The following is a 21,524-nucleotide window of genomic DNA, read 5'->3' as shown; positions in this document are numbered from 1 at the left end:
GATTAATTATTTAAACTTGCGTGCTTAGGCGACCAATTCCCATTCGTTGCCAAATTCATCCAATATTGAGTACTGTGTTTCGCCATCCATTTCATAGCGTAGGTCGTTCGCTGCCCAGCTATTTTGCATGTGCTTGCCGACCAGCGTGTGTTCGTAGTGGCGCCAATAGCTGCGCACTTCTTTTAGTGCTGCGGCTGTGGTTTCGCGTAACTCTTGCCAGTCCGAATATAAGCCCTCTTTCACGTCAGCATTCCAGAAGCGCTCAGCCATCGCCCAGTGTAGAAATTCACTGGCTTGGTTTTCGCTCATGGCACCTAAGCAAAACTCGTTAACCCATGGCATTTCGTGCAGTGCTTCGGTGCATTCAGTTAATGCAGCATCATTAATAAGTAACTGGCCTTTTAGTCGCTCAATTAGCGCTTGGCGTTTAGTGCTTGGCATGCCGTTCTTTGCGGCTTTTTTCTCTATATTGTCGAACTTTTTAAAGTTGGCTGATTGCTTGGCTTGCTCTGCTAACAGCCGCTGCTTTTCACTGTGCAAGCGCAGTTTTCGGCGGCTTAGCTTTTCGCGTAATTCGCCTAATATCGCTAAGAAATTATCCGCGAAGAATTCACCGATACACTCCCATTTAGGGGCGCGAGCGCTGGCACTCAAGCCGTATCGGTTGCCAAGTATCTCGCCTTGTTCGGCTTTGCTATCACCGCCTTTTGTTAGGTAGCCAACCGCTTTTAGAATGTAGTTACCCGCAGCATGTGGGTTTTTAATGCGTTCAAGCTTGGCAAAGCCATGACCCCACGCATCCTCTAATCTGCGCGCCCAAGCTCTAAAGTATTTTTTCTCAACGCTCCAGCGCATCAGTACATGAACGTGTGGGTTTTTCTCACCTTTGCTGTTTGTCGGCTGCTCAGCAACCCACATGTAATCGAGTGGCGCACCTTTTTCGATGGTCGGGTATACCGAACACACCTTACCCCACGGATATTCACGGAATTCATCCGGTAAATATTCCGGTTCATGGTGCTTGCGAGCATTGTATTTTTGCTTATCTTCAAGCTGATACATTGGCTGACCGTTCATATCTAGGCCGCTTTGCGTGATAATCTCACCGCTGTTTTCGGTAGCTCTAACGAGTTGCGGGCAAAACATAACTTTTGGCTCTACAAATGCCTCGCTATCCTCGTAACACACAATTGATACGGTTTCTTGCTCTAGCTGTCCGTTGTCTTTGTTTTTAACTGGCCACTGATAATCGCGACTTTCACCCGCTTCAAACTGAGGCCACCAGCCACGTTGATACATTTTCTGTGCAGTATCGAAAAATCGGCTAACCTCTTTGCCGATGGTAGTTTTCCAGTCAAACGACACCGGAGAAAATGCGCCGCTAGCAGGAACCGCGTTGGCGTGACTCATGATTTCTTCGTCATTCTCAGGGTCAAGCGCGGCAGGTACGCCCTCATAGCAAGTAATATCGTACTTTTCAGTAAAGTTTTTAAAGCGCTTAGTTGCATGGTTGTATGCGCGGTATTTGTGCGTGTAACGCTTGGTTTTATTGCCTGAGATAGCAATTTTAGTCTCTAAATCTTGGCGTGATTTTTCATCGAACGTCAACGTTAAAAACGTAGTGTAACCATTCCTGCAGGCACTGAGGTACGCACCTGATTCCATGATTGCGCGTGTCGCATTTTTGGTTAAATCACTGGTGATGCGCTCGCCACTGGTTTCCGGTGGCTGTACTCTTGCGCCTAAGCCTTTGGTTTCAAGGCCGATTCGGTATTGCCCTGACCAGTCACGGCGATACATGCGAACCACGTTGTCGGGCTTTGGCTCTAGCTCTTGCTTGAGTTCGCCAGTGCGATAGTCGATAGCTGGGATTTTTTGAGATTCACCAGCTTTGCTCACTTCGCGATGCAAAAAGCTCGGCTGTTTAACACCAATTGAATTTTCAATCGGTGTATTTGCTAAAAACTCGCTAAGCGTGGTGGTTTTTCGCGAAGATAAACTAAGTGGCTCAGGACACGTATGGAGATTTTCATTAAACACTTTTCGCTTATGCGCTTCATAGGCATTAACAATGCCGTTAATTTCTGAATTGCGCTGAAAATTGTGAAAATCGCGTGTCGGACTTTCGCCCCTCTTGACTAGCCTATCTATTTCCACCTGCAAAGCTTCGCTTTTTGGTGCCGCTGCGCGGTGCTTTTTCTCTTCGCATTCCAATTGAGCGTCTAGCTTAGCAACTAAATCAAGTTCAGCTTTCGTTGGAACCAAAAAAAGCGGCTGCATTAGCCGCTTAGTATGTTCTACCTCCAAATCTTTTCTGGAAGTAGCCTTTAGGTTTGACTTCTTCCGGTGGTGATTTGGGTCTCCATTCGATACCGAGCACTTGCGATGGCTCGACTTGTTTGGCGTGCTCAAAGATTCCATCATTGTTCACCACGCAATGGTAATCTACGGAACGCCCAGACTCTGCCATCGTGATGACGAATGTGTTCATACTGACGCAACGAACCCCCGCTGAATCCGTAGCGAGTACGTAAACCGAACCGCCTTTTTCCGCGATGAGTGTTGAATAGTTTTTTCGAAAGTGCGACGACGCAAAAATCTGCGCCTGATAAATCAAAGTGTGCCCTGCGTGATGCTTCCTTAGTACTGGCCTCATCCCCAAAGATTTTGAAAATCTTTCTAAAAGCTGTTGTCCTGATATTCGATTCATTAAATGCCCCATATTCTCTCAATATGTGCGCATCGTAACGATTTTGGATGGCTATTGCATCTCTTGACCAGCGGCCAATTTTGTTTGATGACTTAGCCATGATTTACCACCTCGTCAATCGCATCGTCAGCATACTTAAAACAGTCGTTTTCTCGCTCTTCGCCAGTTATGAACAATATTGCTGCTCTCATTCCAAGTAATTGACCAAAGGCATTTTGTGATGTTAATAAGGACTTTGTTAAAGCGTCATGCTTTAACTTATCGACTTGTAGCTTGAATGCACCTGCATAAACCATTACACAGCCTCCGCTTGTTTTTCCCAAACACGCTTAATTAGCGCCAAGGTCATTTGACTATCGCCCAATGCGCGGTGCGCGTTTGAAACTTCAAGCCCTTGCTGTTTGGTTGCATTAATCAGTGACTGCCATTTGTACTGCTCGCGGTATTCGCTCCACTCGCCATAATATTCAGCGTAATCAAGCATTGCGCAATGGATGTTGGCAGCGTAGTTTTTGCCGCTACTAGTTAATTGTTTTAATGGGTTTCTAACGCCATGAATTCGACAAGTTTGCTCAATTAAACGCTCGTCATAACCAGCGTTAAATATCACTAAATCAATCATTTCAAAATCACGGTAAAGCAAAGCACCAAACTCAAGCATGACATGCGCCCAATTGGCGCCATTTGCTGCTTGCTTGTTAGTGATACCGTGAATATTAATGGCATCTTGCGGGATTGGCATTGATGGCTTCACAAGAGTGTCAATAACGACGTTACCGTCACTATCAATTAATGAAAACTCAACAACTTCATCCCTTTCACCTAAGCCAGTAGTTTCAGTGTCAAGAACGTAGAATTTTTTACTTTTTAACTGCTCTAACATTACGCCACTCCTGTCACTTGCTTGGCATGTGCTGCCGCATCAATTAAGCGCTGTAGGCTTTGGCGAGTCTGGTCAAGCTGGTTAGCGCGATTGACAATGCGCTCGCGGTTTTGACTTGTCGTAGAAATCTTTTGAGTTGATAGCATGTTGCGAATGCCATCTAAGTAAGGCTTTGCTTGCTCTGCTGATAACGCTTTATCAAGCGTTTTCTGGTGTGCTTCGTTACGTTTTGCAGTCTCGTTAACTGCCGATTCAAAGCTATCGGTTTTGATTGGCTCAACATAGCCCGGGTAATCCACCGAGTTATATTCATCTGATTGAATTTGTTCAGTTTTCATTAACTCACTCTCTGTCATTATCAAATCCTCTGCCAAGAATTGTGCTGGTTTGTCCGTCAACGCCCCAGCGACAGAGATTTGAAATTTTCAACTAACAGGCGTTTCACAACGAGCTAGTAAGTGCTTGGAGCTATGAACTGATTTAGGCTGGATGTAACGCTAACTACAAAACAGTAAAACGACTTTCGCCCCGAAAGCTTTTATAGACTGTCAAACCTGTTACCACTATGTCAATGGTGTTACCACGGGTTGATAGCGTTGACATGGGTGTCTATACTGAAATAGCTAACTACAAAACAGGTGAAAATGATGACGTTCTTAGATGTGCTAAACCTTGCTATGGCGGGCGATTCAAAGCGACACTATTCTAAAAGACTTGACGTTTCGCGACCTTCGGTCACGTCTTGGTTTACAAGGGGTATTATCCCAGAAGATGACGTTTTGGTTAAAATTGCCGATGAAGCTAACCTTCCTAGAAAACTGGTTGTACTTGCTGCGTATGCAGAAAGAAGCAAAAACCCTATAGTTCAGAGCATCTTGCGTGACGAGTACGGAAATCTGGCCGCATCAACTCACTAGTGCAAACCGCCTTAATTTGAGGCGGTTTTTTTATGCCTGTTGTTAGATAGAAAAATTATAATCGTTCAATTTTTAATCGCTAGGCGTTATAGCGTTTTTTAAAGTTTTATGATGTTTTGCTAACCCCTTGTATATAAAGGGCTTAGAGGCTGTTTTTAGTTTTGGTTTTACGGCGGCTTTCCTGTATAATTCGCGCCCAATTATAGCCCTATGAGCAAAAGCCTGTGTTAGATAAATTAAGAAATGTGGCGATTATTGCCCACGTAGACCACGGTAAAACGACGCTTGTTGACAAGCTTCTCGAACAGTCGGGAACATTAGATGCGCGCACTGAGTTAGAAGATCGCGTGATGGATTCAAACGATATCGAGAAAGAGCGTGGTATTACGATTTTAGCGAAAAATACTGCAATCACTTGGAACGACTACCGCGTTAACATCGTAGACACTCCAGGTCACGCCGATTTCGGTGGTGAAGTTGAGCGTGTTATGTCAATGGTTGACTCTGTATTACTTATCGTTGATGCACAAGAAGGCCCAATGCCGCAAACTCGTTTCGTAACGCAAAAGGCATTCGCTCAAGGTTTGAAGCCAATTGTTGTTATTAACAAAATTGACAAGCCAGGCGCTCGCCCTGATTGGGTAATGGATCAAGTATTCGACCTATTCGATAACTTAGGTGCAACTGACGAACAATTAGATTTCCAAGTGGTATACGCGTCAGCAATTAATGGTTGGGCTTCTCACGAAGAAGGTGAGCAAGGTGAAGATATGACACCATTGTTCCAAACCATTGTTGACCAAGTACCACCACCAAATGCAGATTTAGATGGTCCATTCCAAATGCAAATCTCGCAACTTGATTACAGCTCTTACTTAGGCGTAATCGGTGTTGGCCGTGTAACGCGTGGTTCTGTTAAGCCAAACCAACAAGTTACTGTAAATGGTGCAAACGGTACTATTCACAACGGTAAAGTGGGTAAAGTATTTGGTTACTTAGGCCTAGAACGCAACGAAGTTGATGAAGCGCAAGCGGGTGACATTATCGCGATCACCGGTCTTGGTGAACTGAAAATTTCTGACACTATCTGTTGCCCAACAGAAGTGGAAGCATTGCCTGCGTTATCTGTTGATGAGCCAACAGTAACGATGACTTTCCAAGTAAATACCTCACCGTTTTCCGGCCAAGAAGGTAAATACGTTACTTCACGTAATATTCTTGATCGCCTTGAGAAAGAATTGGTACACAACGTAGCATTGCGCGTAGAGCAGCTTGACGATCCAGACAAATTCAAAGTGTCTGGTCGTGGTGAATTGCACTTAGGTATCTTGATTGAGAACATGCGTCGTGAAGGTTACGAGCTGGCAGTATCACGCCCTGAAGTTATCATGCGCGAAGTAGATGGTGAGCTACAAGAACCATATGAAACAGTAACGATTGATGTTGAAGAAGAGCATCAAGGTTCAATCATGGAGAAAATGGGCTTACGCAAGGCAGAGCTAACCGATATGGCGCCTGACGGTAAAGGTCGTATCCGTATGGACTTCATCATGCCTAGCCGTGGCTTAATTGGTTTCCAAACTGAGTTTATGACGTTAACGTCTGGCTCTGGTTTGATTTACCACACTTTCTTTGAATATGGTCCGCACAAAGGTGGCGAAATCGGTCAGCGTATCAACGGTGTGCTTATTGCAAATGCGACAGGTAAGGCACTTACCAATGCATTGTTTAACTTACAAGAGCGTGGTCGCTTGATGATCGGTCACGGTGTTGAAGTTTATGAAGGCATGGTGATTGGTATTCACAGCCGTGATAACGACTTAACGGTTAACGCGCTTAAAGGCAAGCAGTTAACCAATGTTCGTGCATCAGGTACAGATGATGCGCAGGTATTAACACCACCAATTGAAATGACGTTAGAGCAAGCACTTGAATTTATCGATGACGATGAATTAGTGGAAGTAACGCCAGAGAATATCCGTATTCGTAAAAAGTGGTTGAAAGAGTCTGATCGCAAGCGCGAAAGCCGCTCTAAAAAGTAACGTTTAACAAAATTTGTTAATCGAAAGCCATCTCAACTTGAGGTGGCTTTTTTGTTTCCCTTAATTGATATGCACGCCTTCGTAACTTGATGTGAGAGATCTCTTAACTCTCTGTGCGATATTGAGTACGAGTTGTCTGAACAATCTGCAGAGCACAGTGCTAATTCACTGAATTTTAATAGTTAAATTATATCGTTTGATTTTGTTACATTTATGTAAAATTACAGACCGTCCACTTCACTAGCTTTCGAGCAAATCGCAGCTACACTTTACCTCAAGTTAACAACATCGTAACAACAAGAAACTATTCACGAGTAACTATCCATGGACGGAAAAAAAGTATCTAGGCTTAGCCTGTTATTTGAAAAAATGGTCTCTGAACAAGCGAATCTAAATGAACAATTCGAATTACAAATACTGTATGACGAATTTATCGAAGAAGGCCGAGCAGAAGTCAGGCCGATAAAGTCTAATACCCAACGTCGACTTCAGCTTGCGTAAGGGCTGGATTGAATCTGTACTGTTGGGACGAGGGCAATGACTCATTGAAGACATAGCTTGTTTGTTGCTATTTAGGTTGCTTAAACCAGCTAATATATCGATGTGAGACGTGATAGGAAGAGAAGGGGTTAAGTGATGACACCAGAGCATATCAAGAAACTAGGCGAACTCAGCCAAGTGTTTGGCAAAGGTACAGCCAAGCATAAAGATATCAGGGAGTTGATTGATATTCTCTCAGCACTTAATAGCCCTCAAGAGTCTACCTTTACCAGTAGCAGAACCAACAATCGCGAGATCAATAGTCAGTTAGATATTGATTAGCTGTTATGCCTATTTGGTGTGACCGGATTAAGAGTTTACATTTAGCGATGTAAGAAAGCCGCACAACATTAGTGTTATTGCGGCTTATTTTTTTCTGACTCATTTACTTACTTATTGTTAAGTAAATGAATATCTGCGGCGTGAATTATCTGTCGCGTTATTTGTAGCGTAGATGATCTGCTCAGTTAAACGCTTATTAAGATCGAGTCAACTAATGTCTAGTTTTCAGTCGATAGCGATGAAAGAAATTGCTGAGACTCTTTAATGGCTTTGTTCATTTCACTAATCAAGGCATTAATGTCTGTTTTAATATCTTGATATTCACCTTCAAGTGCACCAATCGCCTTGGCATTTAAATTATGCTTGAGGTACAAAGTGTTGTCTTTCAAAGCTGCTAATACGGGTGCCATTTTACCTTCAGCACGCTGCATCGCTCTGAGTAAACGCTGGTAACGACGTTGAGTATCTCTTAACTGAGATTCACTTTGCCTTTTTAGTTTCGCACTGGAGTACTGCTCTATTTCATCAGCCCATTCATTAAAAAGTGCATAAGCAACGTTTTCAATATTATCAATGCGCTCTGAAACTGCATCAGCAGCATCAACACTCGCTTCGTATTGTGCTTCAGTGGCTTCAAATTGATCTTGTAGGTCACCGCCATCGAATGCGATAAGCGTCGACAGCTGCTCTAGTGCACTGGCAAACTGCTGTTGTGCCTCTTGCTGAGCCTCTTGTGCGTTTTCTACTTCGTCAGCCAGCAGATCTCGCTTGTGCTTGCCAAAGCTTTCCATTGCGGAGTAGTAGGCTGATTGGCAGCCTTGTAACAACAGCACCAAGGCCGCAATTTTTAACAGGTTTGTTATACGCATGATTAGCTGCTGCCCTTATAGCGGGCTGCATCAATAATGGCCCAAACGTGGAAAATAAAACCGGGTAGTGCCATAAAGAATAAAATGCCTGTTGCAGCGAGTGTGTAATTCACCCAAGTAAGCAGAAAAAACACGATGGCAGCAAGAATTCGGCCTTGCACTAACTGGCCTAAGCCGGCAATAAAAAAGCTACAAATCGCGGCGATAACGTTACCACCTGAACCCTGTCCTGACATAGTTATATCCTATTAATTATGTTATATTTTCTTTAAATATCATTGCAGTTTAAGCATAGTATAAAGCCGCTAGTGTTTAAACTATAAATCGGTAAATTTATATGTTCATCAACAAGCTTCAGACACATTTACCTGCGCCTCGCCAAGTACTGGCCTTTGTTCAACATCTCACCAAACGCTTTACGGATGATCAAATTCACGTGGTTGCAGGTTACTTGTCATACGTTACTTTGATGTCATTAGTACCTATGGTCTTAGTGATGCTGTCTGTCATGACAGCGTTTCCGATTTTTGCTGATATTCGCTCCACAATAGAAAACTTTGTTTATAGCAATTTTCTACCTGCTGCTGGTGATACGGTGCAGGTTTACCTGTCAGGCTTTGTTGAAAACGCGTCGAAGATGTCTGCGATTGCAATTATTTTCTTGTTTCTATTTGCGCTATTACTGATTTCTGCCATCGATAAGAGCCTAAACAAAATTTGGCGAGTTAAAGCAAAGCGTCGAGTGATTACCTCGTTTTCGATGTATTGGATGGTGTTAACGCTTGGGCCAGTGCTTACTGGCGGCAGTATTGCGGCGACTTCTTATATTGTCTCGCTAGCGTCATTTGGTGACTATGACTTTCTTGGCATTAGCAGTATTCTGATAAAAGCGCTGCCCATGCTAATTTCTATGCTGGCATTCTTAATCCTTTACTTGGTCGTCCCGAATAAAACCGTTGCTGCTAAACATGCGTTAAGCGGCGCAGTTATCGCGGCTGTGTTATTTGAAGTGGCCAAAAAAGGCTTCGCTTTATACGTTACGCAAGTACCTTCTTATCAAGCCATTTATGGCGCGCTAGCCGGTATTCCTATTCTATTTTTGTGGGTGTATTTATCATGGCTAGTGGTGCTATTTGGCGCACTATTTACGGCGACGATTGAAACATTTCCGCGTTCGGCAGCGGCGCTTAGCGCTGAATCTATTACTAACAACACCCCGACAAAAAGTGATAGAGCTGAGCAAAGTAGTGAGCATTGTGATGAGTGCAGTGAAGAGACCACAAAACCTGTCAGCAGCGTGATAAAAAAGCCTGATAGTCAGGCGCAAGATCGCAAAGTCGTATAAAGCCACTACAATTAGCTAGTATCACCGTAATTGGTGAATATCGGAGTTTAGTTCGCGATGTCACGTATTCTGTTTCCTAAAATATCGCCGTTTAGCCAAGAGTGGTTAGCGGTTGATGACCACCATCAGCTCTATGTCGAGCAATCGGGTAATATTAATGGTACGCCCGTTGTCTATCTTCACGGTGGGCCAGGGGCTGGCTGTAGTGAAAACTATCGCCGTTACTTCGATCCTGAAAAGTATCGCATTATTTTGTTTGATCAACGTGGCTGTGGGCGCTCCAAACCGTCGCCGTCAATCGAACAGAATTCCTTAGCACATCTCGTCAACGATATTGAACATATTCGACAACACTTAAGTATTGATAAAATGCTGCTGTGCGGTGGCTCATGGGGAACAACTTTAGCGATTGCTTATGGCATCGCACATCCTTCAAAAATACTGGCATTTATTTTACGTGGAATATTCTTGGGGACACAGCCAGAGCTAGATTGGTTATATCAAGCAAACGGTGCAGCAAAGTTCTTTCCGGAATATTACCAAGAGTTTGTTGATTTGCTGCCTGAAGAATATAGAGCAAATCCACTCGCAGGTTATCAACAGCTGCTAGCTTCTGATAACGAATTGGCGGTAGCAGCTGCCAGCAAAGCTTGGTATTTTTGGGAGCTTAGGTTGTCGTCGATTGAACATCACCCGATCGACAAAAGCCATATTTCTGATCAGCACCAAGCGCTGTGTATGGCCATTATTTCAGCACATTTTTTTGCTCAATTTAGCCAAACACCGGGTCAATATTTACTCGACAGCATTGATCGAATTAAGCACCTTCCTGCAATTTTATTGCATGGCCGATACGACATGGTGTGTCAGCTTGACGTCGCCTACCAGCTCGCTGAGCAATGGCAAAATGCGCAGCTACAAATTCTCCCTTGTGCTGGGCATAGTGGCTTTGAGTCGCAAACAATAGATGCTTTTTGCAAAGCAACCGATACAATGGCGGCATTCCTAGACGAACAAAAACAACGATAGATGATTGCATTAATTCAGCGCGTCAGCCATGCCAATGTTGTGGTTGAAGATGAAACTACCGGAGAAATTGGTAAAGGCTTATTGGTACTGCTGGCCATTGAACCTAATGATGATGAAAAGAAAGCTAAGCGACTTGCAGAACGTGTTGCTGGTTATCGGGTATTTGAAGATGAGCAAGGCAAAATGAACCTTAATGTTGAGCAAGCTGGCGGAGATATCTTGGTGGTTTCGCAGTTTACCTTAGCGGCAGATACCACGCGCGGTATGCGTCCCAGCTTTACCAGTGCAGCTTCCCCTGAAATGAGCAAAGGTTTGTACCAGTTTTTCACACGTGAGCTAAGAGCAAAAGGATTTAAGGCACCAACAGGAATATTTGGGGCTGATATGAAAGTGTCATTGTTAAACGATGGGCCGGTGACGTTTCAACTCACCGTTTAAATCTCAACTAAAACCTCAACTAAAACCTTACTGCCCCCCACACTATATTTCAGCAATAAAAAAGCCTTACCGAAGTAAGGCCTGAAATGCTCGCTGTGTGGTCTTGTTAAAACAAGCTTCTTATTAGTTATTTTCTTAACTAGCGCGTTACATTTTATAACAAAGTCATTTTTCGATTGCAACACTGTTTTTACACAATAATTGATTATTTTTACTACGAAAATTACGGTAATTTATGTTGCTATCTTCTTAGAACTGGTTGACATGTTGATGACATATGTAACTAAAATGTTAACAATATTACTCAAGAGAGAATATGCCATCAACCAAGTTGTCACTAAGATTCTTAATATAAATCAATGCTTCGCTGATGAATGCTGAGGCTTAATAGATCTCAATTCTAGGCAGTGGTAGAATGCGCGCAGATTTTGATTAGAACGACTGAAGCATGACTGAATTAAAGAACGATACTTACCTGCGTGCCTTGTTACGCGAGCCTGTAGATTACACCCCAGTTTGGATGATGCGCCAAGCGGGTCGTTATTTGCCAGAGTACAAAGAAACTCGCAAAGACGCTGGTGACTTCATGTCACTTTGTCGTAACACGGAATTGGCAACTGAAGTTACTATTCAGCCACTTCGTCGTTTCCCGCTAGATGCTGCCATTTTATTTAGCGATATTTTAACGATTCCTGATGCCATGGGCCTAGGGCTTTACTTTGAAACGGGTGAAGGTCCTAAATTTGAACGTCCAATTACCTGTAAAGCTGATGTCGAAAAAATCGGCCAACCAGATCCAGAAGGTGAACTGCAATACGTGATGAATGCAGTGCGTTCAATTCGTAAAGCACTAGATGGCCAAGTGCCACTAATTGGCTTCTCTGGCAGCCCTTGGACGCTAGCAACCTACATGGTCGAAGGTGGCAGCTCAAAGGCGTTCACCAAAATTAAGAAAATGATGTATGCTGAGCCACAAACGTTACACTTGTTATTAGACAAGTTAGCAGATTCAGTGATCAGCTACTTGAATGCACAAATTGCTGCGGGCGCACAATCTGTGATGGTATTTGATACTTGGGGCGGCGTGTTATCACCTCGTGACTATAAAGACTTCTCACTGCAATACATGCACAAAATCGTTGATGGCTTAACCCGTCATAACGAAGGTCGCAAAGTACCAGTGACGCTATTCACTAAGAATGGTGGTATGTGGTTAGAAAGTATTGCGGCAACCGGTTGCGATGCACTTGGCCTTGACTGGACTATTAATATTGAAGACGCGAAAGCACGTGTAGGTGATAAAGTAGCGTTGCAAGGTAATATGGATCCATCAATGCTTTACGCACCGAAAGAACGTATTGAGCAAGAAGTCGCGACTATCTTAAAAGGTTTTGGTGACACTGGAACGGGCCACGTTTTCAACCTAGGCCATGGTATTCACCCAGACGTAAACCCTGAGCATGCAGGTCACTTTATTGAAGCGGTACATCGCTTAAGTAAGCCGTATCACGCTAAATAGATAGGGCACAAAAGCTCAACTAACAAAGGCGCTAACCTCACGGTAGCGCCTTTTTTGTCGGCTTAATTTTTTCTAAGTAAATAGCGAACCTGTTCATTCAAAAATTAGCTTGTTAATATCGACGGGTTTTCTCTAAATATATTTCAAGGTAATTATTATGTCTGATTCTGCGTTAGAGCGGATTGTCGTCGAGCCCAACGCACCAGTAACGGCCTGTGTTATTTGGTTGCATGGTTTAGGCGACTCAGGTGACGGTTTTGCCCCTATTGTTCCGGCATTTAACTTACCTGCTAACCACGGTATACGCTTTGTTTTTCCGCATGCACCGATGCAGCCTGTGACGATAAACCAAGGCTTTGTCATGCGTTCATGGTACGACATTAAAAGTATGGATTTACACAATCGTGCAGATATGGATGGTGTTCTTAAGTCAGAAGCGCTTGTTAAGCAGTTAGTTCAGGAGCAAACTGATGCTGGCATCCCAGCAAATCGCATTGTGTTGGCCGGATTTAGCCAAGGCGGCGTGTTGAGCTTATTCACAGGTTTACGTTACCCCGAAAAGCTGGCTGGTATTTTAGCCTTATCATGTTATTTACCTACCAGTGATAGTCTGCCAGAGCAGTGCCATGAGGCTAATAAAGCGACAGATATTTTACAACAGCACGGTGAACAGGATGAAGTTGTGCCATACAGTGCGGGACAAATAGCGCATCAATTATTAGTTGAAGCTAACTATCATACGCAATGGCAAAGTTATCAGATGGGACACAATCTTGTACCACAGCAAATTAATGATATTGCTCAATGGTTAACAGCGCGATTGCTTAAGTAGTTGGAAGAGTTAAATCATTTATCTCTATCGGAATTAGCTCTGCCCAAAAAAGAAAAAAGTACTTGGCTGGTTGGCCAAGTACTTCTCAAATTGTCGACTGAACGACAAGTATCGGTCGACAATTAGCCGATAGAATTAAATACCGTAGTCTTCACGATATTGTTTAATTGCCGCTAATGCATCGCTCATATCATCTTGCTCTTCCAAGTAACTAATTAAGTCACCTAAGGTCACAATTGAAATCACTTTAGTGCCAAAATCGCGCTCAACTTCTTGAATGGCCGATAGCTCGCCTTTACCTTTTTCTTGACGATCAAGGGCAATAAGTACCCCAGATAACTCAGCGCCATTGGCTTGGATAATTTCCATTGATTCGCGAATGGCTGTGCCAGCAGTGATCACGTCATCAACCAGCATCACTTTACCTTCCAATGCTGAGCCAACTAAATTGCCACCTTCACCATGAGTTTTCGCCTCTTTACGGTTAAAGCAGTATGGTACGTCTTGATTGTGATGATCTGCCAGTGCAACCGCTGTTGTTGTCGCAATTGGAATACCTTTGTAGGCAGGGCCAAATAACAAATCGAATGCAATACCGCTATCCGCTAATGCAGCAGCATAAAAACGACCTAAACGGGCCAAATCGCCACCGGTATTAAATAAGCCTGCGTTAAAGAAATAAGGGCTCGTACGGCCAGACTTTAAAGTAAACTCGCCAAAACGAAGCACTTGCTTGCTTAGTGCAAATTCAATAAATTCACGTTGATAATCTTTCATGGTTTTTCTACCTACTATTACCAGTGCTTACTGTTTAGCTTAGCGCCGCTTTTTGAATATCGAATAACTCGTTAATGCCGTGTTTTGCTAACTGCATCATTTCATTCATTTCGTCAAAGCTAAATGGCTCTTCTTCGGCTGTACCTTGTACTTCAATTAGCTTACCGGTTTCCGTCATTACCACGTTCATATCGGTTTCTGCTTCAGAATCTTCTAAGTACTCTAAATCAGCAATTGGTTGGCCTTTGTAAATACCCACAGAAACCGCCGCGATCATGTGCTTAAGCGGGTTGGTTTTGATGATTTCTTTGGCGCGCATATAGTTAAGTGCGTCTACTAAAGCAACACAGGCACCTGTGATAGAAGCAGTACGGGTGCCACCATCAGCTTGAATAACATCACAATCGATGGTGATGGTATTTTCGCCAAGTGCTTTTAAATCAACAGCTGCACGCAATGCTCGCGCAATTAAACGTTGAATTTCCATGGTGCGGCCACCTTGCTTACCACCAGCAGCTTCACGGCGCATACGGGTGTGTGTTGAACGCGGCAGCATACCGTATTCAGCAGTTACCCAACCTTTACCTTGGCCTTTTAAGAAGCGCGGTACACCTTCTTCTACGGTTGCGGTACAAATCACTTTAGTCTCGCCAAATTCAATTAAAATTGAGCCTTCGGCATGGGCGGTGAATTGGCGGGTAATGGTTACTGGACGAATCTGGCCCAGCGTTCTGCCACTTGGTCGCATAGTTAGGTTCCTGTCAAATAAAATTGCTGGCAATTATAAGCGTATCGCCGCGATTTTACACGGCTATTTCATTATGTTTTACAAATCATATCGTGCCCAGAAGTTGATACACTGCTACGAATAGTTAGCGCTAGTAGTTACCTATTTTTAGTCAGATAAAGGCGAGATTTTCTGCTTAAAACGGCTTCTCTGCGCAGTAATGAGCGACTATTATTAAGGTAGTGTGAAAGATCATGGTTTAGGCTTTGGTCTATTAACCAGAATATTGGTTGTGAGAGAGATAAATGAAGTACGTAATTGCCACCTTGTTAATGGTTTCAATTTTAGGTTTTAGTGGCGCAGTCGCAGCACAAGAGAAAAGTGAATTACCGCTTTATAGCAAGGTTTATGACGATAAGCGCGATCCGTTTAAAGATGCGGTGGCGGCTATCAAACTTGCTAAAGCATCGAACCGTAATGTATTAATTGAGATTGGTGGTAACTGGTGTACTTGGTGTCACAAAATGGATGCCTTTTTAGAGAAGAACCCTGACATTTACAACAAACTACATCAAGAGTTTGTGATTTTGAAAGTGAATGTTAGTGACAGCAATGAAAACGAAGCCTTTATGAAAGGGTTACCGCCAGTACTGGGTTATCCTCATATGTATGTGTCGACTGCGGCAGGTAAAATGGTGCTATCAAAAGATACGGCCGAGCTGCAAGAAGATGGTAAATATTCGCGTGAAAACTGGTTATCCTTTATCAATGAATGGAAACCCAATGCCGAACAAACCAAGCCAAAAGCCTAGTCTGCTGCGAGTAAAATAAGAAGCTTAAATCTATGTCATTTTTTGATCCCTTATACAAAACACCACGCTGGCTAGAACGCAAATTATCCAAGCATATGTCGCGTCGCCAGATGTTAAAGTCGGCAGCTGGTGCCACCGCGATTGCTGCGCTGCCACTGCCCGTGTTAGCGGCGCAAACTTCAGCGTTGGATACACTTACCAAGCAAGATCCGTGGCGCACGCTTGATGCGGTATTAAATCATTTATTACCAAGCTCAGCGTCTGGTCCCGGTGCTAAAGAAATTCAAGCGTTAGCTTATTTATACAATGTGGTTGACGAGCAGCCGATAGACAGTGAAGAAAAAGCCTTTATTGAAAAAGGTGTTGGCTGGCTTAACGGCTTTAGCCAAAGTCAGCTGAAAAAGCCGTTTGTTGAATTGGAAATGTCTGAAAAAGAAACAATCTTGCGTAAAATCAGTGGCTCGCAAGCTGGCCACAACTGGATCAATACGCTGATTAACTACCTTTATGAGGCGATGTTATCACCACCAGCATACGGTGGTAACCCTAATGGTATTGGCTGGCAATGGCTTAATCACCAAGCGGGCTTCCCGCTACCTGAAAAAGGTAAGCGCTTTTATGAAATTCCAGGGCGCTACCGCATTTCCGTGAAAAACCTATCAACAGAGGAAAAACGCAAAGCATGATGTACGATATTTGTATTGTTGGTAGTGGTGCCGGCGCATCGCCAGTGGCTTACACGCTAGCCAAAGCTGGCGCGAAAGTGTTAGTGCTGGAAAAGGGTGCTTGGCTGACGGAAAAAGAATTCTACAAAGACGAATTAGCGATCAGCTTGCGCGATGCGTATAACCCGTCGTTGGCTGACGAGCGCCATGTGATTGAAGAAGAGTACGAGCGCAATGACGGCTCTACCTACTGGCAAGGTGAGTCGACTGAAAATTCCGGTTGGAGCTTTTGGAACGGTAATGTTGTTGGTGGCTCTTCGAATTTTATGAGTGGTTACTTTCATCGCTTAAAACCGGTCGATTTTAAATTGAAGTCTACCTATGGTGCCGTAAAAGGTTCCAACGTTGCCGACTGGCCGATTAGCTACGAAGAGCTTGAGCCGTTTTATACCATGGTCGACGAACAAGTCGGTGTTTCCGGTAAGGTCGTTAAGCACCCACACCAAGAGCCACGCTCGAAAGATTTTCCTTATCCGCCAATTGCTGAACATCCGGTTTCTGGCTGGATTGACAAAGCGGCTAGCGACTTAGGTTATCATCCGATCCCTGTGCCACGGGCGGTACTATCGCAACCTGCGATGGGACGTCGCAGCTGTGAATATTCTGGTTACTGTAGTAGCTATGGCTGTTCATCGGGCGCGAAAGGTAGTGGCCGAGCGGCATTGCTTAACCATGCTGTGGCGACAGGTAATCTTACTATCAAACCTAACTCAAAAGTGTTTAATATTGCTAGCGATGAGCAGGGCAAGATCACTGGCGTTGAGTATTACGATGCCAAAGGCAATAAACAGAAAGTACAGGCGGGTATTTATGTGGTCGCTTGCCAAGCAGTGGAAACATCACGCTTATTGTTAGCGTCAAAAGGCGCTAAGTTCCCGAACGGTCTTGCCAACAACAATGGCCAAGTGGGTAAAAACTTAGTTTTTAGTGCGGGGGGAACTGGCCGAGGTGACTTTGATTTTGACCAACTCACCGACGAGCAAATAGCGCAACTAACGACAGTGGGGCCTTTTGTAAATCGCGCACTGCAAGACTGGTACGAGATTGACGATGACGCTTTTGCTGGCGCTAATAATGGCGGTAAAGCAAAAGGTGGCACCATAGATTTTCTTTTCCACCAAAACCCAATCGCGCGTGCCATGGGGTCGCAATACGATGAAGACGATCAACTGGTGTGGGGTGAGCAGTTAAAAGCCAACCTTAAGCAGGAATTCACCACCTATCGCACCTTGCGCTTTGAAGTGTTTAACGATTGGATGCCAAACGATGACTGCTTTGTCTCACTGGATGATGAAGTCACCGACAAATGGGGCGACCCAGTCGCGAAAGTACGAATTGGTTATCACCAGCAAGATTTGCAAGTAGGTGAATATATCGCGAAAAAAGCGGAAACGGTATTGAAAGAGCTAGGTGCCACCAATGTCTATTCATCGGTTAGCAGCTACCCACCAACGAACTTGATGGCGGGCGGTTGTCGCTTTGGTAATGATCCCAAAACCTCAGTGCTTGATAAAAACTGTCGTGCCCATGAAGTGGATAACTTATATGTTACCGATGGCTCCTTTATGCCAACCGGTGGCAGCGTGCCATACACTTACACGATTTACGCCAATGCATTCCGTGTTGCTGAACAAATTAAACAGCAATGGCAAGTTAGTAAAGCTTAGCTATTAAGCGTATGATGAAATAAGGCTCAACCATTTTTATAAATGCTTGAGCCTTTTGTGTTTTATTAACTAAATAGCGCTTAACGCTGTTGCGCAACTAGAAGTTGTAGGTTAGCTGACCAACTACTTTTCTTGATTCACCAGGGAAGTGGCCATTGCGCTCACTAAAGCCACTGACAGCATATTCTTTGTCAAAAATGTTATTCACATTAATGCTTAGCAAGATATCATCCCAACGAGTTGTCCAGCTTGCGTCAAATACGGTAAATGACTTCACTTTCTGGTTATCAAAGCTAATTTGCTCATCAACATAATCAATACCAAAGGCGATTGAAGAGTCAATATTCGCAAGCTCGTAGCGTGTCCATAAACCAGCTTGATGCATTGGCGCATTAACAAATTTGCCTGAGCCTGAAATATTGCGGGTATCACCGCGCGTTACTCGCGTGTCGTTATAGGCGTAGTTTGCTGTAATACTTAGGTTGTCGGTTAAGTCGCCGACTAACGTCAGTTCAACACCATCACTTTCCACTAAACCAAAATTGATCACTTGTGGAATATTTGGGGTTTCATCACTGTCGATGAAATCAGGGTTGCCAATGACTAAGTTTTCTTTGTCAATTTGATAAAACGCGATGGTGGTGAAAATACGGCCGTCTAGCCAGTATTTTTTCGCACCGAGTTCAATTTGATCACCTGTGGTTGGCTCTAATTCGCCAGCACCTTCTTCAAAGTCGTCAGGGCTTACAGGGTTAAAGCTTTCTGAATAACTGGCGTATAGCGATAAGTCATCCATTGGTTTGTAAGTAACACCGGCGCGGTACGTAACATCATTGTCGTCGTAGCTGTTACCGCTTTCCTTATTGGTCTCGTCAAATTGATCGAATCGAGCGCCAACCATAATTGACCATTGTTCGGTCAACGATAACCTGTCTTGAACGTAGAAACTATTACGTTCACGCTTAATACCATCGCGGTTTAAATCGCGAAGGTTGTATGTTGATGGGTCAGTTTCGCCATAGTTTGGATTAAAAATATTTAGGTTACCGACACCATCAGCTTCGTAACGAGCGCGCAAGTAGTCATATTCGGTGTCAACGTCGTGGTAATCACCGCCGAACAATAACTGGTTGGCCATGCCTGCCAATTCGTGTTCATAAACAAAATCAACGGTTAGGCTTAGCTCTTCATTCGCGCGATACTGATCGCGGTACTCGCGTCGAATGGTTTGATCGTCAATATTGGCTTCGCCATCACCATTCACATCAACCCAGCTGCGTGATTCGTGGTAAGCCTGTTCACGCTCGTTATCCATGTAGCGAACAGTTGCATTGACATCTAAATTGTCAGTAAAGCTGTGCTTCAATGTTGCTTGCAGTGTTAGCGCTTCTAAATCTTGGTAGTCGAATTTTTCATTGGCGTTATATTCACGATCGACAATAAAGTTGCCATTGTCGTCGGCAGGTACGCCGCGTAAGCGGTTACCGCCAAGGTTTTGTTCAACATAATCGAAGGTGGTGGTTAGGCTAGTGTCGGCGTCAAATTCATAGAGTAAACCACCAGCAATTTCGGTATTTTCGCTGTCAGCATTATCGCGGAAACTGTCTTCCTCTTCGTAAAATGCGCCAAAGCGAAACGCTAGATTGTCGGTGATACCGCCCGTCATATCGACAGATGCACCTGCTAATGAACGATTACCGACAGTGAAATTTAACTCGCGTTTTTCAGTGAAGGTTGGCTTTTTAGTGACATAGTTGATCATACCACCTGGCTCACCACCGCCATAAAGTGCAGTTGCAGGGCCTTTCAATACCTCAATACGTTCAACGTTAAATACCTGGGGCACACTAAAGCCTGAGTAAGGGTCGCCGCGCACCCCGTCGTAAAACACGTTGGCATCATCCCTAAAGCCACGGAAAGTTACGCCGGAATAACTAAATTCACTAACACCTGCAATGGAGCGGTATAAATCTGTAATGTTACGTGCAGCTTGGTCAACAATTAACTGATTGGTAATCACATCAACAGACATTGGCAAATCAATAATGTCTGCCGGTGCTTTGGTACCAACACTGGTATTGGTATCTAAGTAAAATTGTTGTGCGCGACCAGTGACCTCGATCACTTCAACATCTTGCGTTGCCGCCTGAGCGATAGGCATTGCAGATGTTAATATCGCACTTGCAATGGCTAAACTAAGTTTATGGTGTTTCATATTGAGAGTACTTTTATTAGGGATATAATTTTAAGATGCGCATGATAATGATTATCAATTGCAATGTCTAATTTCTATTTGAATTTATTTGGCTTGTATAAGCTTTTGATAAATAGAGTTACTGACGTTTATTTTTTGGGGCAGTATGAGCGAAAGCTAAAAGCGGCTGCGAATACTTAAGTTTTATGCCCAGATTTATGATTTGTTATTTTGCTGGTGAGTGTCATTGGGCTCAGGCATAATTCACCACGCTTCATTCTTATAAAATTTGTTAATAGGAAAGATTATGACAATTCATTCGATGACCGCTTTCGCCCGTGTTGAAGTGAAGGGTGACTGGGGTAACGCTGTGTGGGAAATCCGCTCAGTTAACCAACGTTTTTTAGAGACTTACTTCCGTTTGCCAGAACAATTTCGTTCAATGGAGCCCGTGCTACGTGAACGTTTTCGCAAAGCACTAAACCGCGGCAAGGTAGAATGTGGCCTGCGTTTTAGCGCTAACCCTGCCGCCAAAGGCAAGCTCGCCTTAAATAAGGAACTAGCTGCACAACTACTAGAGCACGCAAACTGGTTAAACGAGCAAACCTTAAATAGCCAAGTGAATCCATTCGAGATTATGCGCTGGCCAGGTGTGATGGAAGCTGAAGAAACCGATATGGATGCGATTCAAGCTGATATCCTTGCCGGCTTTGACCAAGCATTGAAAGACTTTATCGCTGCTCGCGCTAGCGAGGGTGTAAACATGAAAGCGCTTATTGAACAGCGCTTAGAAGGCATTACCGAGCAAGCGGAAAAAGTTAAAGCGCACATGCCGGAAATCATTCAATGGCAAAAGGACCGTATTGTCGAGAAATTTAATGATGCGGGCATTGAACCAGAATCTGGCCGTGTTGAACAAGAACTGGTGCTGCTGGCGCAAAAAATGGATGTGGATGAAGAAATCGACCGGCTATTCAGCCACGTTAAAGAAACCCGTAGCATTTTGAAAAAAGGCGGCCCGCAAGGCCGACGCTTAGACTTTATGATGCAAGAGTTTAACCGCGAAGCGAATACCCTAGGCTCTAAATCGATCAATGCTGACATCACGAATTCAGCGGTTGAATTAAAAGTGTTGATTGAACAAATGCGTGAGCAGATCCAGAATATTGAATGATGTTTCAGGCTGTTTCACTTAGTTAAAAATTACAATAAAAAC

At 43.9% G+C, this 21,524-nt stretch carries 22 protein-coding genes; 12 read left to right on the top strand and 10 right to left on the bottom strand.

The genetic code is table 11. The features are described 5' to 3' along the window. Positions 1-24: 24 nt before the first annotated feature. The 5 genes from DXX94_RS10280 to DXX94_RS10260 all read right to left on the bottom strand — a co-directional run bounded on the left by DXX94_RS10280 (position 25) and on the right by DXX94_RS10260 (position 3,949). Positions 25-2,280 (bottom strand): rolling circle replication-associated protein, encoded by a 2,256-nt coding sequence (locus DXX94_RS10280; protein WP_116015633.1) that lies wholly within the window; start codon positions 2,278-2,280, stop codon positions 25-27. 140 nt (positions 2,281-2,420) lie between these two features. After that, positions 2,421-2,810 (bottom strand): hypothetical protein, encoded by a 390-nt coding sequence (locus DXX94_RS10275; RefSeq protein ID WP_116015631.1) that lies wholly within the window; start codon positions 2,808-2,810, stop codon positions 2,421-2,423. Then, positions 2,803-3,006, bottom strand: coding sequence for a hypothetical protein (locus DXX94_RS10270; protein ID WP_116015629.1), 204 nt, complete (start codon positions 3,004-3,006; stop codon positions 2,803-2,805). The genes DXX94_RS10275 and DXX94_RS10270 overlap by 8 nt, the downstream gene beginning before the upstream one ends. Further along, complete coding sequence (locus tag DXX94_RS10265; protein ID WP_116015627.1) at positions 3,006-3,593, bottom strand: 3'-5' exonuclease; 588 nt, start codon at positions 3,591-3,593, stop codon at positions 3,006-3,008. The genes DXX94_RS10270 and DXX94_RS10265 overlap by 1 nt, the downstream gene beginning before the upstream one ends. Next, positions 3,593-3,949, bottom strand: coding sequence for a hypothetical protein (locus DXX94_RS10260; RefSeq protein WP_116015625.1), 357 nt, complete (start codon positions 3,947-3,949; stop codon positions 3,593-3,595). Before DXX94_RS10260 ends, DXX94_RS10265 begins: the two co-directional genes overlap by 1 nt. A 785-nt stretch (positions 3,950-4,734) precedes the next feature. On the opposite strand from DXX94_RS10260, the gene typA reads away from it, so the two are divergent. The 3 genes from typA to DXX94_RS10245 all read left to right on the top strand — a co-directional run bounded on the left by typA (position 4,735) and on the right by DXX94_RS10245 (position 7,374). Then, a complete protein-coding gene (typA, locus tag DXX94_RS10250) occupies positions 4,735-6,552 on the top strand; it encodes a translational GTPase TypA (RefSeq protein ID WP_116015621.1) in 1,818 nt (605 codons plus the stop codon). A 324-nt stretch (positions 6,553-6,876) separates the two neighbouring features. After that, the gene (locus DXX94_RS19300) at positions 6,877-7,053 is read left to right on the top strand and encodes a hypothetical protein (protein WP_181901531.1); all 177 of its coding nucleotides are present in this window, start codon (positions 6,877-6,879) and stop codon (positions 7,051-7,053) included. Positions 7,054-7,188: 135 nt separating this feature from the next. Then, positions 7,189-7,374, top strand: coding sequence for a hypothetical protein (locus tag DXX94_RS10245; protein WP_115998711.1), 186 nt, complete (start codon positions 7,189-7,191; stop codon positions 7,372-7,374). A gap of 218 nt (positions 7,375-7,592) precedes the next feature. Here the strand turns inward: DXX94_RS10245 and DXX94_RS10240 are convergent, their stop codons facing one another. Both DXX94_RS10240 and DXX94_RS10235 read right to left on the bottom strand, forming a co-directional pair. Then, a complete protein-coding gene (locus DXX94_RS10240; RefSeq protein ID WP_116015619.1) occupies positions 7,593-8,243 on the bottom strand; it encodes a DUF2959 domain-containing protein in 651 nt (216 codons plus the stop codon). A 2-nt stretch (positions 8,244-8,245) separates the two neighbouring features. Next, the gene (locus DXX94_RS10235; protein ID WP_115998713.1) at positions 8,246-8,479 is read right to left on the bottom strand and encodes a hypothetical protein; all 234 of its coding nucleotides are present in this window, start codon (positions 8,477-8,479) and stop codon (positions 8,246-8,248) included. A gap of 101 nt (positions 8,480-8,580) precedes the next feature. Between DXX94_RS10235 and DXX94_RS10230 the strand changes: the two genes are divergently transcribed. From DXX94_RS10230 to DXX94_RS10210, 5 genes are all read left to right on the top strand, one after another. After that, a complete protein-coding gene (locus tag DXX94_RS10230) occupies positions 8,581-9,588 on the top strand; it encodes a virulence factor BrkB family protein (protein ID WP_116015617.1) in 1,008 nt (335 codons plus the stop codon). A 57-nt stretch (positions 9,589-9,645) separates the two neighbouring features. Next, on the top strand, positions 9,646-10,617 hold the full coding sequence (pip, locus tag DXX94_RS10225) for a prolyl aminopeptidase (protein ID WP_116015615.1): 972 nt from the start codon (positions 9,646-9,648) through the stop codon (positions 10,615-10,617). After that, positions 10,618-11,055, top strand: coding sequence for a D-aminoacyl-tRNA deacylase (gene dtd / locus DXX94_RS10220; RefSeq protein WP_115998716.1), 438 nt, complete (start codon positions 10,618-10,620; stop codon positions 11,053-11,055). 448 nt (positions 11,056-11,503) lie between these two features. After that, positions 11,504-12,574, top strand: a complete 1,071-nt coding sequence (gene hemE / locus DXX94_RS10215; protein WP_116015613.1) for a uroporphyrinogen decarboxylase — start codon at positions 11,504-11,506, stop codon at positions 12,572-12,574. A 157-nt stretch (positions 12,575-12,731) separates the two neighbouring features. Continuing rightward, positions 12,732-13,406 carry an alpha/beta hydrolase gene (locus DXX94_RS10210; protein WP_116015611.1) on the top strand — a complete coding sequence of 225 codons (675 nt, stop codon included), beginning with the start codon at positions 12,732-12,734 and terminating at the stop codon, positions 13,404-13,406. Positions 13,407-13,541: 135 nt separating this feature from the next. Here DXX94_RS10210 and pyrE read toward each other — a convergent pair whose 3' ends face one another. Further along, the gene (gene pyrE, locus DXX94_RS10205; protein ID WP_116015609.1) at positions 13,542-14,183 is read right to left on the bottom strand and encodes an orotate phosphoribosyltransferase; all 642 of its coding nucleotides are present in this window, start codon (positions 14,181-14,183) and stop codon (positions 13,542-13,544) included. Between the two features lie 34 nt (positions 14,184-14,217). Continuing rightward, positions 14,218-14,931, bottom strand: a complete 714-nt coding sequence (gene rph / locus DXX94_RS10200) for a ribonuclease PH (protein ID WP_116015607.1) — start codon at positions 14,929-14,931, stop codon at positions 14,218-14,220. A gap of 284 nt (positions 14,932-15,215) precedes the next feature. On the opposite strand from rph, the gene DXX94_RS10195 reads away from it, so the two are divergent. From DXX94_RS10195 to DXX94_RS10185, 3 genes are read left to right on the top strand one after another with little or no spacing between them, the layout of a single operon-like run. Further along, positions 15,216-15,722 carry a thioredoxin family protein gene (locus DXX94_RS10195; protein ID WP_116015605.1) on the top strand — a complete coding sequence of 169 codons (507 nt, stop codon included), beginning with the start codon at positions 15,216-15,218 and terminating at the stop codon, positions 15,720-15,722. Positions 15,723-15,754: 32 nt separating this feature from the next. Continuing rightward, a complete protein-coding gene (locus tag DXX94_RS10190; protein WP_116015603.1) occupies positions 15,755-16,408 on the top strand; it encodes a gluconate 2-dehydrogenase subunit 3 family protein in 654 nt (217 codons plus the stop codon). Continuing rightward, positions 16,405-18,114, top strand: coding sequence for a GMC family oxidoreductase (locus tag DXX94_RS10185; protein ID WP_116015601.1), 1,710 nt, complete (start codon positions 16,405-16,407; stop codon positions 18,112-18,114). Before DXX94_RS10190 ends, DXX94_RS10185 begins: the two co-directional genes overlap by 4 nt. Positions 18,115-18,211: 97 nt before the next feature. On the opposite strand, the gene DXX94_RS10180 is transcribed toward DXX94_RS10185, so the two are convergent. Beyond that, on the bottom strand, positions 18,212-20,329 hold the full coding sequence (locus tag DXX94_RS10180) for a TonB-dependent siderophore receptor (protein WP_116015599.1): 2,118 nt from the start codon (positions 20,327-20,329) through the stop codon (positions 18,212-18,214). Positions 20,330-20,615: 286 nt separating this feature from the next. Here DXX94_RS10180 and DXX94_RS10175 point away from each other — a divergent pair, with 286 nt between their 5' ends. Further along, positions 20,616-21,482 carry a YicC/YloC family endoribonuclease gene (locus DXX94_RS10175; RefSeq protein WP_220348075.1) on the top strand — a complete coding sequence of 289 codons (867 nt, stop codon included), beginning with the start codon at positions 20,616-20,618 and terminating at the stop codon, positions 21,480-21,482. The last annotated feature ends 42 nt before the right edge of the window (positions 21,483-21,524 follow it).

Source organism: Thalassotalea euphylliae (assembly GCF_003390375.1).
Classification (GTDB): Bacteria; Pseudomonadota; Gammaproteobacteria; order Enterobacterales; family Alteromonadaceae; genus Thalassotalea_F; species Thalassotalea_F euphylliae_A.
Note: the sequence above shows the minus strand (reverse complement) of the source record. Positions and strands in the feature narration are given on the sequence as shown.